Below are 14047 nucleotides of genomic sequence, written 5' to 3'. Positions count from 1 at the left end.
CCGTCTGGTTCCCATCGTGACGAAGACGGCCGACAGAGGCGGCCGCCCAAATAGCTGGCAGTAGATGGCACACTGAATGGGGGGCGCGTCAACTGGGACCGTGTGTATGCAAACGGTCTTCTGGCTGTCTGTTGGGCAAAACTGCGTTCCGTAGCCCATCCGTGCGGCAATCCAGCATCAAAACACGCTGGATTGCTCGCTGCACTGCGGAAAATTTGTTCGTCCGATCAGACGAAGTATCGAGGCAAAATTCTAAGCGATGGACATGTCGAGCGGCGGCTCGACGTGATCCGGCAGCGGACAGACATACGGTGTTCTCGCCGTCCGCTTCTTCAGGTCGGCCTTGGCCGCCTTGATCAGTTCCGGATCCGTCAGCGCCTTGATGCCGAGACCGGCCATCGCCTTGGCCGCCTGCACCATGGCCTTGTGGGCATGCGGGCTCTTGCCCTGCGCCACCACCTGCCAGGTGTGGAAAGGCGTGCCGATCGCAACCGTGGGGGCGTGAACCTGCACGGTCGGCACCACCCAGCTGACGTCGCCGACGTCGGTCGAACCGACCAGCGGGTTACGCTTGGCATCGAGCGGCACCAGGAAGTCGGCCAGCGGCCGATCGGTCGGCTCCATGCCGATCGCGTAATAGACCGACGCAATGTCCTTGTCGCTCAGCGTCGCGCGGATCTGGCCGGCAAAGCTCTTGTCAGCATCATCGAAATGCGGCGGTCCGAGCTCTTCCATGACCCGGTGCAGCGCCTGCTCCAGCGGCGCGTTCGGCAGGATGTTGGAGACTGCGGAGATGATCTTCATCTCCACCTTGGTTTCGGTCATCAGCGCCGCGCCTTGCGCGATCTTGGACACGCGCTCGACCAGCTCGTTCATGCCAGGCAGATCACGGGCGCGGATCGAATAGCGCACCCGCGCATGGGCCTGGACCACGTTCGGCGCGATGCCGCCGGTATCGAGCAGCGCGTAGTGCACGCGCGCGTCGCTCGGCATGTGCTCGCGCATGTAGTTCACGCCGACATTCATCAATTCCACTGCGTCGAGCGCGGAACGGCCGAGATGCGGCGAGGCCGCGGCATGCGAGGTCCGGCCGGTGAAGATGAAGTCCGCGCGCGTGTTGGCGAGCGACGGTGTCACCGCGACCTCCCAGAAGCTGTGCGGATGCCAGGTGATGGCGATGTCGGCGTCCTCGAACGCGCCGGAGCGCACCATGAACGCCTTGGCCGCGCCGCCTTCTTCAGCAGGGCAGCCATAATAACGCACGCGACCGGGCACCTTGTTCTCGGTGAGCCAGTCCTTCACCGCGGTCGCGGCGAGCAGCGCGGCGGAACCGAGCAGGTTGTGACCACAGCCATGGCCGTGCCCGCCGGCTTCGACCGGACGATGTTCGGCGACGCCCGCTTCCTGGCTGAGGCCGGGCAGCGCGTCATATTCTCCCATGAAGGCGATGACCGGACCGCCCTCGCCCCACTCGCCCATCACCGCGGTCGGAATGCCGGCGACGTTCTCGGTGACGCGGAAACCCTGATGACGCAGCTCGGCGAGATGCTCGGCGGCGGACCGCGCCTCGGTGTAGCACACCTCGGGCATGCCCCAGACCCTGTCGCTGAGGTCGATGAAACGCGCCTTGATCGTGTCGACGCCACGCCAGATGTCGCTGCGGTTATCCATGCTTCGATCCGTGATCCCTTGGTCAAACGAAGCGGCAATGGTTAGCAGCTTCATTGCACGGCGCCTAGCGCCGCGCCGGACACCAGCCATGCGGCGCATGCCGGATTGAGGGGGCCCCCCGCCGCCGGCGCGCGAGGTGCCTATGTGCCTTTCGAAGATTTCACGCGGCGCTCTCGCGAATAGTTGGGAACGAGGCTTTCAAGACGGCCTCTCCCGGCCTAAATTGTCCATGCATCGTACGTCGTTCCGCCAGCACGGCAGCGATGTTCTCAGCCAGGAGAAACTCCATGTCCACCCTGACCGAATGGAGAGTGCCGCCGGCCAATCAGCCGCGTGCGAGCGACTACGGATTCGACCTCGACCGCGCACTCGGATCCATCGTCGGCCTGCACGCCATCATCCCGCCGGACGCCTTCAGCGCCGAGACGCTGGGCACCGAACGTGCCGGCAACGGCGTCGTGATCGACGACGGGCTGGTGCTCACAATCGGCTATCTCATCACCGAGGCGGAATCGGTGTGGCTGCACCGCGCCGACGGGCGCGTGGTCGAGGGTCATGCGCTCGGCTTCGATTCCGAGACCGGCTTCGGCCTGGTGCAGGCGCTCGGTGAGCTTGACGTCGAGCCCCTGCCGCTCGGCAACTCGGCGGACACCCGGATCGGCGACCGCGTCGTGGTCGGCGGTGCCGGCGGGCGCACGCGCTCGGTCGCGAGCCAGATCGTGGCCAAGCAGGAATTCGCCGGCTATTGGGAATATCTGCTGGATGAAGCCATCTTCACCTATCCCGCGCATCCGAACTGGGGCGGCACCGCACTGCTCAACGAGCGCGGCGAGTTGATCGGCATCGGCTCGCTTCAGCTGGAGCGTGAGCGCGGCGGCAAGGCCGAGCACGTCAACATGATCGTCCCGATCGACCTGTTGAAGCCGATCCTGGAGGACTTGCGCAAGTTCGGCCGCGTCAACAAGCCGGCGCGGCCCTGGCTCGGGCTCTATTCGACCGAGATCGACAATCGCGTGGTGGTGATCGGAATCTCCGCCAACGGTCCGGCCGCGCGCGCCGAGCTCAAGGCCGGCGACGTCATCCTCGCCGTCGACGGCGACAAGGTCACCGGCCAGACCGCGTTCTACAAGAAGATGTGGGCGCTCGGCGCCGCCGGCGTCGACGTGCCGCTCACCGTGCACCACGAAGGCGTCACCTTCGACGTCACGGTGGCCTCGACCGACCGCTTCAAGCTGCTGAAGGCGCCGAAGCTGCATTGACTTTCCCTTGAAGGAAGCCGCGATGAGCGAGGCCGTGATCGACGACATCGTGGCCGTGCTGCCGCCGCTGCTCAATGCGCTGGAGGCGCTCGGGTTCTTCGCCCGGCATCTGCATCCGCCGGCCTTTGCGTCCGTGATGAACGCGGTCGGCGCACCGGACGAGGCGCTGCGGACGGCACGGGCTTCGACCGGAGATTGGCCGGACCAGTTCGCCGGCCTGCGCGTGCGGCTCGATACGGCCTGCGACGAGACGCTCGCCGCCTTTGCCGGCATCCGCGAGGTCGAGCGCGGCAACGGCGATCTCGTCGCGGTGTTCCGCGCGTTGCGCCATCTGCCGCGCGCACAGGAGGCGCTTTATCCGCTGGCGGTGCAGTTTCCGCCGGTGAGCAGCTTCTTCCTCAACGCCGCCAATCGCGACAATGCGGACCTGCTGTGTCGGCTCGAAGCCGGCTCAGGCGAAGATGCCGGCATCTTCCACGATCACAACGAACCCGGCAGCCGCGGCGGCTTCTCGGTCTACGTGCCCGAATATTACACGCGAGGTCGCGCCATGCCGCTGGTGATAGCGCTGCATGGCGGCAGCGGCAACGGACGCGGCTTCCTGTGGAGCTGGCTGCGCGACGCCCGCAGCTGTGGTGCCATCCTGGTGGCGCCGACCGCGACCGGCCCGACCTGGGCGCTGATGGGGGATGATGCCGACACGCCCAATCTCATGCGTATCCTGGAGACCGTGCGCAGCCGCTGGGCCGTCGACGCTTCGCGCATGCTGCTGACCGGCATGAGCGACGGCGGCACCTTCTGCTACGTGAGCGGGCTCGACGGTGCCTCGCCCTTCACCCATCTGGCGCCGGTGTCCGCAACCTTCCATCCGCTGATGGCGGAGATGGCGAACGCCACGCGCCTGCAGGGGCTGCCGATCTTCATCACTCACGGCAAGCTCGACTGGATGTTTCCGGTGCAGACCGCGCGCCAGACGCAAGCGGCGCTCGCAGCCGCCGGCGCTGACGTCACCTATCGCGAGATCGACGATCTCAGCCACACCTATCCGCGCGAGATCAACGCGGAGCTGGTGCAGTGGCTGAATGCGGGATGAACGACCTCTCCTTATCCGCGCCGCAGTGCTGAGGGAACCATCTGACCGGGCCGACGTTATCGCCCGTCACCGGAGGTTCGCCATGCAGACTTTTTTCGGAATGATTTTGGGCGCGCTGCTGCTCGCGGGCGGCGTCTATGTCTATGATTCCATGCAGACGTCCTCTGTCGCCAATGGCCAGGTCGCGGTCACTAATCGCACCATCGTGAACTGGGACGTCGCCAAGGCGGATTGGGATGCGCTGCGCGATCGTGCGCACAAGGACTGGGTCCGGATCTCGTCGAAGTAACGCAGCATCATGAACAGGGCGCCGTCGTGAACGCCACGGCGGCGCCTTTGTGTTGGTTGCGATCAACGCTGCGCGTCAGTTCATCTTGGCCTTGCGGGCATCGGCGATGACCTGCTCGAACTCGGCCATGCTGAGCACGCCCGGCACGCGGTACTTGCCGACGATGAAGGACGGGGTGCCGCGAAAGCCGAAGGCTTCGGCCTGATCATTGTTGCGCTTGAGCAGCGCATCGATGTCGCTGCCACGGCCGGCAAGATCGCGTTTCAGCCGGTCCATGTCGACGCCGGCCGACGCCAGCAACTCGTTGATGCGCGGCTCGGTCAGGCGCGAGCTGACGCCGATCAGGGCGTCATGGGCCTGGTGATACTTGTCCTGGAATTTCGCCGCGAGCGCGGACCGCGCCGCCGTGACCGAGACCGGCCCAAGGATCGGCCAGTCCTTCAGCACCAGCCGCACCTTGCCGTCGTCCTGGACCACCTGGCGCAGCTCGGGCTCGACCTTGCGGCAATAGGGGCAGTTGTAATCAGACCATTCGACGATGGTGACGTTGCCATTGGGATTGCCGGCGACGGGCGTGTCGGGGTCGCGCAGCACCTTGGCCTCGGTCAGCACCTCGTCGTCACCGGCGGCTGCCAGTGCCGGGGTGATGCGGCCTGCCGCGAGGGCGCCCGCTCCGATCAGCGTCAGCGCCACGCGCCGCGTCGGCAAAAGGCCCTTATTTTCAGATCCAGCCATATCTCGTCCCGTTCGGTTCCATCTTCCCGAATACGGTCGGGACCGGGAATTGTTACTGGTCATATAGAGCGTCGCGGCGGCGATGTCATCGCACCAGCCGCGTGAATGCGCTGAAGCATCGCCATCAACGTTCCGGTCATCGTGGCGATCAGCGTGGTCGTGCCCTCATGCTCGGCAAACGCTTTGGCCTCGCAGAAGGTCAGCGTGCGGCCGGACTTGACGACCTCAGCCTTGAAGACGAAGCGCTCGCCCCTGGCGGGTGCAAGCAGCGTGGTCTTGAACTCGACGGTGAGGATGTCCGCCTCGCGCGGCATCAAGGAGAAGGCGGCAACGCCGCAGGCGTTGTCCAGCCCGGCGGTGATGATGCCGGCATGGACAAAGCCGTTCTGCTGGGTGAAAGCCGCCGAATGCAGCATCGCCAGCTCGACCTCGCCCGGTGCGAGGCGGACGATCACGATGCCGAGCGTGTTCATCGCCGGCTGGCGATCGAACAAGGCGATGGACGCCGCCCGATAGCCGGGGTTTTTGGGCTCGAACGCAGCCATGGCTCAGGCCTCGGCCCGCTCGGCGAGACGCCCCAAGGCGATCTCGCGGACGGCATCCGCGAAAGGCGCCGATTTTCGCTGGCTTCGGTCCATGTGCACGCTCCCCTGCCTTTGTGAGTTTCTGGCCTTGATACGGTAGCGTATCAAGCGCGCGACGGGGTAGCAATACGGCACCGTATCAAAGATCCGGGAGACTTCCTTCATGAGCGACGGCAAGGGCGATGTCTGGGTCGAGGCGGGGTTTGCCGAGCTCGCCCGCGCGGGGGTCGAGGGTGTCAGGGTCGAGGTGCTCGCCAAGAATCTCGGCGTCACCAAGGGCGGCTTCTACCGCCGCTTCGCCGACCGCGCGGCACTGCTCGATGCCATGCTGCAACGCTGGCGCGAGGGGCGCGCGGCGTCGATCGCGCAGCAGACGCGCCTCGATGGTCAGACGCCCCGCGAACGGCTGAGGGCGGTGATCCAGCTCTATTCGGAGCGGCTCAATCCGGAAGCCATGGCGATCGAGCTCGCGATCCGGCAATGGGCCCGCTCGGACGAGAACGCCGCGGCGGCAGTGGCCGGCGTCGACACCGCGCGGCTCAAGCACGTCGCCGAGCTCTATCGCGCCACCGGGCTTGCGGCCGAGGAGGCCGAGGCGCAGGCCTTCCTGTTCTACTGCTTCATCTTCGGCCAGAGCCTCTTGTTCGTCGAGCGCGGCCCGCGCAAGCGGTCGCAGCTGGTGGCGAAGTCGGCCGAGAAGCTGCTGGACTAAAGCATGATCCGGAAAAGTGCGCAGCGGTTTTCCGAAAAGATCGTGCTCAGACAATAACCCAAAGCGCGATGACGATTCTTCCTCATCTCATCGCGCTTTAAACGAAGAGGCCGGAGCGTCGCCCCGGCCTCGGCATCACGTCCAGGCTCAGGCGGCGCCCTTCAGCTTCTTGGTGCATTCGCTGTAATAGCCGCCGCCCTTCTGGATCCACTTCAAGCCGCCATTGCCGTTGGTGGTCTTGTTGGCATTGTACTGGTCGACGCAGGTGTGCAGGCGCGCCTTGCCGGGGGTCTCCTTGGCATATTTCGGATCGACCGCGTTCGGATAGATGGCGGGACCGGCCGGCAAGGTCGGCACGGCGGCAGGGGCCGCCTCCTTCTTCGCCTGCTTCGGCTCGGCAGGAGCCGCAGGAGCGGCGGGCGCAGCCGCGGTCGGCGCAGCGGCCGGCGTCGCATCCGCGCCGCACTGGGCCTTGCGGAAATCATTCCACTTCATGGTGCCGAGCGAGCCGTCCTTCTTGGCCGCCTGGTATTTCGCGCTGCACTCCTGCGCGGTCAGCGCCTGCGCCGGCGCCGACAGCGTGAGCGCGGCAAATCCCGACAGAGCAATCGCGCACAGCAATTTCGATTGGATGGTCATCCCTGGGTCTCCTCGTTGAACTTCCCCCGATGGGGGCAGTGAAATAACAATTGCTATCCTAGCGTGCCGGCCATCTGCGACAAGAACGCGACGGCCTTTGCTGCCAAAATATAGTGAGCGCCCTGTTCGGATTATTCATGTCGCGTTCAGCAAGGCGAGCCGACGTTCGCAACCCTCGCAATCTCGCAAGATGAGTGCAACACCATGACCCTCGCCTCTCGCCTCGCCGCAATCGCCCTCGCCTCCCTGCTCGTCACCGGCACCGCCTTCGCGCAGACCGCCGCGCCGGCCGCCAAGACCGACGCGAAGACCGATGCCGCGGCTACGAAGACAACGAAGGAGCGCACGGCCGAGTCGATCGAATGCTCCAAGCAGGCGGACGCCAAGGGGCTGAAGGGCAAGGAGCGCAAGAAATTCCGTCGCGAGTGCAAGAAGGAAGCGAGGGCCGGCGCCGCCGCGCCCGCCGCCCCGGCCGCCGCCGACAAGAAATAATCCCCTCGCGTCCTCCCCTCGTGTCCGCGAGAGGCGCACGCATTGCGGCATGACGAGCCTGCAATTGTGCGCCTCGTGCTGATTTGCGATAAGGCGGCGTGAAGCAGATCACCGCCTCCCTGCCGTTCGAATGGCCAAGCCGTGCCAGGCTCCTGAGCACGGCGGAGACGCTCGTCATCGGCACCGCCGGAGGCCTCGTGTTTCTTCTCGCCGGGCTTCCCGGCGGGCTGATCTCGGGCTCGATGATCGCGGTCGCGATCGCCGCCATCGCCGGCCGCCAATTGTCGCTGCCGCCGCTCCTGACCCAGACCGTGCTGGTGCTGCTCGGCATTTCGCTGGGCTCGGTGGTCTCGCGCCATCTGCTGCAGCAGGTCAGTGCCTATCCTCTCACCATCGTGCTGCTCGCGCTCGCGACCTTCTGCTCCACCTTCGGCTCGAGCTATTACCTCCAGCGCATCCATGGCTGGGACCGCACCTCGGCCTTGCTGGCCGGCAGCCCCGGCGCGCTGTCGCAGATCACGATTCTGGCGGTCGAGCGCGGCGCCGACCTGCCGGGCATCGCGGTGGTGCAGACCATGCGCGTCATCATCCTCACCGCGGCGCTGCCGATGGTGCTCGCGATCGCGGGCGTGGTCCCCTCCGCCGCGCCGTCGCTGACGACGACGACGATCGCTTCGCCGCTCGACCTCGTGGAGCTGGCCGTGGCCTCGCTGGCCATGGCGCTGGTGTTGCGGCTGATCAAGTTTCCCGCGAGCTGGATGTTCGGCGCCATGCTCGCCTCCAGCGTGCTGCATGGCGCCGGCTGGGTTGAGGGCGGCCTGCCGGACTGGGTGCGCGGCGTGGCGCTGGTCGGCATCGGCGCGCTGATCGGCAGCCGTTTCGCGCGGATGCGGATCAAGACGCTCGCCGGCCACATCAATGCGGCGCTGGGCTCGTTCACGGTCGCGATCGCCGTCTCCGCCATTTTCGTCGGCATCGTCGCGCTCACCACACAGGTCAAGTTCTCCGACATCGTGGTCGCCTTCGCGCCGGGCGCGATGGACGCCATGCTGGCGCTGGCGCTGACGTTGCACATCGACCCGATCTTCGTCGGCGCCCATCATTTGTCGCGCTTCGTGTTCGTGACCATCGCAACGCCGGGCATCGTGCATCTGTTCGGGCGCACCCAGGACGACGTGGACGATTAGCAGAGCGCCGCTCTTGTAGGGTGGGCAAAGGCGCACTTGCGCCGTGCCCACGATCTCTCTCAATCGTTAATGGTGGTGGGCACAGCGCGCGAAGAGCGCGCCTTTGCCCACCCTACGGCAACTACGAACGCTTCGCCGTCGCCACAAATCCCCACGCGGCGATCGCGGCCATCAGCAGCGAGATCAGCACGTTGTAGCCGGCGAGCGAGAGGCCGAGGAAGCGCCACTGCACCTCGTCGCAGCGCACCACCTTCACGGTGTCGAGCCGTGAAAAGAGATCGCCGGCATTGCCGAGATTAACGACGGGACCGCTGCAATCGGTCGGCCCCTTCCAGAATCCCCACTCGACGCCGGAATGGTAGGCGCCGAGGCCGGCATTGGCGAGCGTCGCCAGCGCGAGGATCGCGAGCCCCGCCAGCAGCAGCGGCCGCGGCGCGCGATTCTTCGCCGCAAAAGCCGTGAGCGCACCGAGCGGAATCGCGAGGTAATAGGCGTAGCGCTGCTCCAGGCAGAGCGGACAGGGCAGGATTTCCAGCACGAGCTGGAAGAACCAGGCGCCCGCGATGGTCGCAGCCGCGATCAGCGTGACGAGCAGCGAGGCCATCAGCGCTGGGCTCGCGGCCCCCGGCCTGAATGCAGGTATTGCGGCACTCTGGGTGGTCACGGCGGCCTCGTTCGGATGGGTCGTCGCCTTAGCCTCTAGCCCCGGTCCAGGCAGCTGTCGAGAACGGCAGACATCACTTTGGCGCGGGTTGACCCCGCTTTGTCCATGGCTATAGTCCGCCGGCTTCGCGACGCTCCCCTCAAGGGCCGACCGAGGGCCCCTGTGGCGGAACTGGTAGACGCGCTCGACTCAAAATCGAGTTCCGCAAGGAGTGCTGGTTCGATTCCGGCCAGGGGCACCACGCTTCGCCCTTCGGGCTTCGCGTGGCGCGGCCACGCCAAGCTGAAAGGCGATTCGTGTCCGGGGGCGTCCTGGCCCGTAGATGGGCTCTCTCCGCCAGACTCAAGCAGCAAGACACGCTTCTACGCTCTCGCGGCGCTGACGCCCGAGCTTTGGACTTCTCGCGACGCCCCTTGCTTGGAAAGGGCGCAGGGAAGGCCGGGCGCCGGCTAGCACCCACGGTCCGCTGTGCGCAGATTGCGCGAAGACAGATGCACAGCGGCATACAGGGCAGCCCGGACATCCCGGCCTTTCCCTGCGCAGTGGTTTGACGGCTTATGGCGCGCTCTCCCCGGGGAGCGATGCACTATTGCCCCCGTCGTCCTGCGGATGATCGGTGCGCGCGCCCGGTCGGGCCGCTTCACCACCGCAAGCCTTGACGCACAGACCCCGGGCGTCAGGACCACACGCTTTTGCCGTACGCTGGAACCGCACCGGTCGTGTGCGCGCCGGTCAACCGCTCACGGGCCAAGCCCGCCCTGCAATTGTCGCCGCGCCGATGCGCTCCACGTCCACCGCCACCCGGCCCGCGTATCGTGACGATCGCGAAACGCCCCTTATCCATGGGCCGGGATGGCGCATCCCTACGATATTTCCGAATTTCGGTCAAGAAGAATTTTCGAGGACGATACGGCGAGCGGTCAAACAGGCCTCGCTCCGACTCCTCGCAATGACGGGGAGGACAGATTACGCTCCCCGGAGGCGTTCGACTTCGCCGCGCCACTCCCTATATTCTCTCGCAACCGACCTGATGCAGCGGACAGTTTGATGGCCAGGAGACGCACGACGGACGCCGACGACCTTCCCCGCTATTTCGTTTGGGTGCGGGGCCTCGAGGGACCCGAGCCGCAGAAATGGATGACGATGGATTTCGGCGTCAGTGACTGGAAGCGGCCGCTCGTGCTGGCGTACCTCGAGTTGCCAGAAGACGAACGGCACCTGTCGCTGTCGATTTTGGCCCGGCGCTATCCGCCGCCGCGGGTTGATCTTTCGTGAGGCGGCGAGGATGCGCACTCCGCGGCGGAGGCGGAGTCACTCCAAACCGAGAAAGTAGCGCCACTCGGTGCCCATATTGTCGTCGGTAACGAGGGCTTGGCCGGCGGTAGCCTCCAGCAGCTGCGGACATGGTTCGATCGTGGGGCCATCCTGACGGAAGTCGGCTATCAGTGCATCGAGCCGAGCGCGATCAGCGTCATCGGACGCAAATTCGGGTTTGCCGTCGATGCTGTAAGTTTCCAGCGTTCGTCGCCAGCGATCATGATCCCACGCGATCGGGGTCTGCGACAGCACCATATGGTTCAAGAACCGGGCGCCGTGGGAAAATACGGTGCAGCCTGTGCGCTGCGCGCGCCGCGAATTGGTGGTGTTGTAGAAGAAAATTCCGCCGGGCTTCAGGTGTTGCTGCACAAGGCCAAGGAATTCCGACGAAAGCAGATTGGTGATGTTGGCGCGGAAATGCCACGTCGTGTTGGAGACTACCGCATCGAAACGTGCATCGGGATGGTGGCGGAGCCAACGGCGTCCGTCGTCCTCGACGATCCTGACCTTGGGATTGTTTAGGATCGACCTGACATCCTCGTGCTTTGCGATCAACTCGAGATATCCGCGATTGATCTCGACGATTGTGAGCGATTCCACGTCGGGATTGTTGGCGATGACCTGAGCCCATGAACCGGATGAGAGACCGATCATCAGCACCTGTCGTGGTGCGGGGTGGAAGAGACTGAGCGCATACGGCCGGATGATGCCATTGCGATCGGACTTCAGGTCCGTGTTGAAGCGGCCGTCATACATGCCGTTGCCGAAGACGGTGCCGTCGGCATCGACAGTGATGATGCCGCTATGGTTCTCGACAATATGCGGGAAATCGTGATCAGCGAGCGCCTTTCCCTGCAGATTCTCCAGCAACCGTTGGCTCAACAAGGCGCTTGCGCCGAGGCCGAAGACGAGAACAGCGATGGCAAGATAACCAAGACGATTGCGCTCCTGCGCCGTGGTCTGGCCAAGCGCAATCAATGCAAGCGCGGCCATCGTGCCACCGACGAGCAGCATCGCCGCGATCTGTCTGATCCCAAGATAGTCCGTCAGCACGAAGCCGGTGAGGATCGCCCCGCTGGCGCAGCCCGCGATGTTGGCGAAATACAGCAGCGCCGTCCGCTGACCGACTTGTTCGTCGGTCGCGATACCGAATTGCGAAAGATAGGGGAGCAGCGCACCCCACTGCCGCGCGATCAGGTAGGTGATCGCGACGGCGATGCCGATCACGCCGGCGCCGACCCATGCCAATTGTGCCATCAACGGAAGGAACATCGCGCCGAACACATTGGCCCAGATCAGATCGCGCGCGGCTTGGCGCAACGCATCTTGCGGCGCGAGCGTCCTGCAGGACTGTCCGGCCTTTCGCGCGCCGACCGCGATTCCTGTCAAGAAAGCATAGAGCGTCATCGCAAATGCCAGCGAACTCGATCCCGAGGCAAACGACATCACGCGGAACAGGTAGATCTCGTAGGACAACGAGATGAACCCACCCGTCATTGCGAGCAGGACGACAGGACCCATGCCAAGGATTGGCTGGGTGTCGGGAGCCTTGGTCGACGTCTGGGAGTCCGGGCTCGCGCCGGGACCAGAGAGGATGTGCGCCGCGATCGCACCGGCGCCGACCGCGAGATTGATTCCAGCCGCAATCGTGACGGCCTCATGCATGCCGAGAAAAGGGAAGATCAGGGTGGCGCATACAAGGCACGCGGCGCCGGCGCCGAGCGTATTGACAAAATAGAGTGTGCCGACGGCGTCGCCGATCTGGCCGGTCATTCGTGCCAGATATGAGACCAGGATCGGCAGCGTTGCGCCCATCAGAAGGGTCGGCAGCAGCACCAGGACGAGGTTGATTGCGGCAAGGGCGGGCAGCGGCAGGTCTGCCACCATAGCGCCCACCTGCTCGAAGATCTGGAGTGAGGCCAATCCAAATGCGGCGGTAGCAAGCTCGATCACTCCGAGCAGCAACAACGGCTTGACGTTGGTGCGTCGGGATATCCAGCCGCCACACAGGCTGCCAAGCCCGAGCCCGAGCATGAAGGCGGTCACGATGATCGTGACTGATTCCGAATTGACGCCGAAGATCCGGAACAGGCTTCGTTGCCAGGTCAGTTGATAGATCAGCGCCGGGAAACCGGAAAAGAAGAAGAGGATGCAGAGAACGCGGACGCGGGGCGCGGCGAATCTCTGCGCTGGCGCATCCGCGGGCAACTCGACAGCCGTCATTTCAATGGATCCCTTCTCCCACGCTCCCGCAACCTGCAAGAGAAAGGTAAGTAAAGGTTGCGGTTGGTCGGCTGAACGAGGCTGGATTGACGGCCCAATCCGGCAACTCGGTGCGCAGGGTTAAGCCATGGTGAACAGCTGATCAGAACGCCCACTTTGGTACGTGTACCAGCGGTCGATCGCGGACACCGAAGGTCAGCTCCCGGCCCTTCGCTGCTGCTAATGCGGTGCCGCGACGGGGCCGTTCAGAGGGGCAGACCGGACGTTCGCGGCCGAGCGCCAGACCGACGGTTTTGGCCCCATAGCGGACGCATATGCTCAGCTCCGCGTGGCGGCTTCATGGTTCAATGATCTTGTCGCGAACAGCGATCATCACAGCTTGGGTGCGGGTCGCTGCATCAAGCTTTCGACAAATATTCTTGATGTGTTCCTTGACTGTTCGGCTGCTGATGTGAAGCACCACGCCGATCTCCCAGCTTGACTTGCCGTTGGCGGCCAATGTCAGGATTTCCCGTTCACGCGATGTCAGGCTTGCTTGGTGCTGGGCGGGCGAGCCATGAAGTTTGAGGCTTCGGTCAAATGCATAGATCGCCATGAGGTGCAGGGCTGGCAATTGGTCCTGCGGCAGATCGAGCGTCCGACCTCCGAACCATACCTGACCCATCCGGCCTGCAGGCGAGACTACCGGGATCACGAAGCCATCGAGCATGCCGAAGTCGCGGGCACTCTGCACCACCTCGACGGCGCGCGGCTCGCGCTCGGCATCATAGGGCGCTTCCCTGAACCATCGAAATGGCCGCATCGTCGTCTTGCAGTAGCGAAGAGCCGGATCGTCGTATACGTATTTCCTTTCGTGGTAGAGATCTAGAAACCCGGCCGGTAGTCGCTCAGCAAGCACGCCCTCCTGGCGGCGCTCAATCGATATCGGGACGACAAAGGTGCAGCAGAAATAGTCGCAGCCATGCTGGCTTAACACCGAACCTAGCGCATCCATAATCTCGCCGGTCGAGGAAACGCGCTGGATGTTCTCAACGAACTCGAACGCGTTACGGCGGATATTAGCGACACGCCGATCCATCTGGCTTCCCTTCTGAACGCGTCCGACCTACACCTAAGGTCGGCAAGTATAGGCCGTTGCAAGTCGAGCGGGTAGGTCAGTACGCTCACATCTCCGTCGCCCGC

At 64.6% G+C, this 14047-nt stretch carries 14 protein-coding genes and 1 tRNA gene; 8 read left to right on the top strand and 7 right to left on the bottom strand.

Features of this window, described 5'->3' with window-relative positions; all coding sequences use genetic code 11:
- Positions 1–252: 252 nt before the first annotated feature.
- Complete coding sequence (locus AC066S_RS00975) at positions 253–1671, bottom strand: M20 family metallopeptidase (RefSeq protein ID WP_478268702.1); 1419 nt, start codon at positions 1669–1671, stop codon at positions 253–255.
- A gap of 287 nt (positions 1672–1958) precedes the next feature.
- Here AC066S_RS00975 and AC066S_RS00970 point away from each other — a divergent pair, with 287 nt between their 5' ends.
- The 3 genes from AC066S_RS00970 (at position 1959) to AC066S_RS00960 (ending at position 4312) form a co-directional block, all read left to right on the top strand.
- Positions 1959–2930 carry a S1C family serine protease gene (locus tag AC066S_RS00970; RefSeq protein WP_126259343.1) on the top strand — a complete coding sequence of 324 codons (972 nt, stop codon included), beginning with the start codon at positions 1959–1961 and terminating at the stop codon, positions 2928–2930.
- A 22-nt stretch (positions 2931–2952) separates the two neighbouring features.
- The gene (locus tag AC066S_RS00965; protein ID WP_478268701.1) at positions 2953–4023 is read left to right on the top strand and encodes a dienelactone hydrolase family protein; all 1071 of its coding nucleotides are present in this window, start codon (positions 2953–2955) and stop codon (positions 4021–4023) included.
- Positions 4024–4105: 82 nt separating this feature from the next.
- On the top strand, positions 4106–4312 hold the full coding sequence (locus AC066S_RS00960; protein ID WP_126259341.1) for a hypothetical protein: 207 nt from the start codon (positions 4106–4108) through the stop codon (positions 4310–4312).
- Positions 4313–4387: 75 nt separating this feature from the next.
- Here AC066S_RS00960 and AC066S_RS00955 read toward each other — a convergent pair whose 3' ends face one another.
- Both AC066S_RS00955 and AC066S_RS00950 read right to left on the bottom strand, forming a co-directional pair.
- The gene (locus AC066S_RS00955; protein ID WP_478268700.1) at positions 4388–5047 is read right to left on the bottom strand and encodes a DsbA family protein; all 660 of its coding nucleotides are present in this window, start codon (positions 5045–5047) and stop codon (positions 4388–4390) included.
- Between the two features lie 59 nt (positions 5048–5106).
- Positions 5107–5592 carry a PaaI family thioesterase gene (locus AC066S_RS00950; protein WP_478268699.1) on the bottom strand — a complete coding sequence of 162 codons (486 nt, stop codon included), beginning with the start codon at positions 5590–5592 and terminating at the stop codon, positions 5107–5109.
- A 202-nt stretch (positions 5593–5794) separates the two neighbouring features.
- Between AC066S_RS00950 and AC066S_RS00945 the strand changes: the two genes are divergently transcribed.
- Positions 5795–6343: a TetR/AcrR family transcriptional regulator gene (locus tag AC066S_RS00945; protein WP_478268698.1), complete on the top strand. Its 549-nt coding sequence runs from the start codon at positions 5795–5797 to the stop codon at positions 6341–6343.
- 147 nt (positions 6344–6490) lie between these two features.
- Here the strand turns inward: AC066S_RS00945 and AC066S_RS00940 are convergent, their stop codons facing one another.
- On the bottom strand, positions 6491–6982 hold the full coding sequence (locus AC066S_RS00940; RefSeq protein ID WP_135170556.1) for a hypothetical protein: 492 nt from the start codon (positions 6980–6982) through the stop codon (positions 6491–6493).
- Between the two features lie 204 nt (positions 6983–7186).
- Between AC066S_RS00940 and AC066S_RS00935 the strand changes: the two genes are divergently transcribed.
- Entirely contained in the window at positions 7187–7474 is a 288-nt protein-coding gene (locus AC066S_RS00935; RefSeq protein ID WP_478268697.1) for a PsiF family protein, read from the top strand.
- A gap of 98 nt (positions 7475–7572) precedes the next feature.
- Entirely contained in the window at positions 7573–8661 is a 1089-nt protein-coding gene (locus AC066S_RS00930; protein ID WP_478268696.1) for an AbrB family transcriptional regulator, read from the top strand.
- A 121-nt stretch (positions 8662–8782) separates the two neighbouring features.
- On the opposite strand, the gene AC066S_RS00925 is transcribed toward AC066S_RS00930, so the two are convergent.
- Positions 8783–9325 carry a disulfide bond formation protein B gene (locus tag AC066S_RS00925; protein ID WP_135170553.1) on the bottom strand — a complete coding sequence of 181 codons (543 nt, stop codon included), beginning with the start codon at positions 9323–9325 and terminating at the stop codon, positions 8783–8785.
- A 156-nt stretch (positions 9326–9481) separates the two neighbouring features.
- Between AC066S_RS00925 and AC066S_RS00920 the strand changes: the two genes are divergently transcribed.
- Positions 9482–9566: transfer RNA gene (locus AC066S_RS00920), tRNA-Leu, on the top strand.
- 806 nt (positions 9567–10372) lie between these two features.
- The gene (locus tag AC066S_RS00915) at positions 10373–10600 is read left to right on the top strand and encodes a hypothetical protein (protein ID WP_126259332.1); all 228 of its coding nucleotides are present in this window, start codon (positions 10373–10375) and stop codon (positions 10598–10600) included.
- Positions 10601–10636: 36 nt separating this feature from the next.
- Here AC066S_RS00915 and AC066S_RS00910 read toward each other — a convergent pair whose 3' ends face one another.
- Together AC066S_RS00910 and AC066S_RS00905 are read right to left on the bottom strand one after the other, a co-directional pair.
- Positions 10637–12865, bottom strand: coding sequence for a fused MFS/spermidine synthase (locus tag AC066S_RS00910; protein WP_478268695.1), 2229 nt, complete (start codon positions 12863–12865; stop codon positions 10637–10639).
- A 337-nt stretch (positions 12866–13202) separates the two neighbouring features.
- On the bottom strand, positions 13203–13943 hold the full coding sequence (locus AC066S_RS00905; protein WP_126259330.1) for a LuxR family transcriptional regulator: 741 nt from the start codon (positions 13941–13943) through the stop codon (positions 13203–13205).
- Positions 13944–14047 lie beyond the last annotated feature (104 nt).

It is taken from the genome of Bradyrhizobium sp. CFUWI (assembly GCF_056429085.1).
Note: the sequence above shows the minus strand (reverse complement) of the source record. Positions and strands in the feature narration are given on the sequence as shown.

Coding starts and splice junctions, on each gene's coding strand:
- AC066S_RS00975 (WP_478268702.1), bottom strand. CDS start 1,671: ATGGATAACCGCAGCGACATCTGGCGTGGCGTCGACACGATCAAGGCG.
- AC066S_RS00970 (WP_126259343.1), top strand. CDS start 1,959: ATGTCCACCCTGACCGAATGGAGAGTGCCGCCGGCCAATCAGCCGCGT.
- AC066S_RS00965 (WP_478268701.1), top strand. CDS start 2,953: ATGAGCGAGGCCGTGATCGACGACATCGTGGCCGTGCTGCCGCCGCTG.
- AC066S_RS00960 (WP_126259341.1), top strand. CDS start 4,106: ATGCAGACTTTTTTCGGAATGATTTTGGGCGCGCTGCTGCTCGCGGGC.
- AC066S_RS00955 (WP_478268700.1), bottom strand. CDS start 5,047: ATGGCTGGATCTGAAAATAAGGGCCTTTTGCCGACGCGGCGCGTGGCG.
- AC066S_RS00950 (WP_478268699.1), bottom strand. CDS start 5,592: ATGGCTGCGTTCGAGCCCAAAAACCCCGGCTATCGGGCGGCGTCCATC.
- AC066S_RS00945 (WP_478268698.1), top strand. CDS start 5,795: ATGAGCGACGGCAAGGGCGATGTCTGGGTCGAGGCGGGGTTTGCCGAG.
- AC066S_RS00940 (WP_135170556.1), bottom strand. CDS start 6,982: ATGACCATCCAATCGAAATTGCTGTGCGCGATTGCTCTGTCGGGATTT.
- AC066S_RS00935 (WP_478268697.1), top strand. CDS start 7,187: ATGACCCTCGCCTCTCGCCTCGCCGCAATCGCCCTCGCCTCCCTGCTC.
- AC066S_RS00915 (WP_126259332.1), top strand. CDS start 10,373: ATGGCCAGGAGACGCACGACGGACGCCGACGACCTTCCCCGCTATTTC.
- AC066S_RS00910 (WP_478268695.1), bottom strand. CDS start 12,865: ATGACGGCTGTCGAGTTGCCCGCGGATGCGCCAGCGCAGAGATTCGCC.
- AC066S_RS00905 (WP_126259330.1), bottom strand. CDS start 13,943: ATGGATCGGCGTGTCGCTAATATCCGCCGTAACGCGTTCGAGTTCGTT.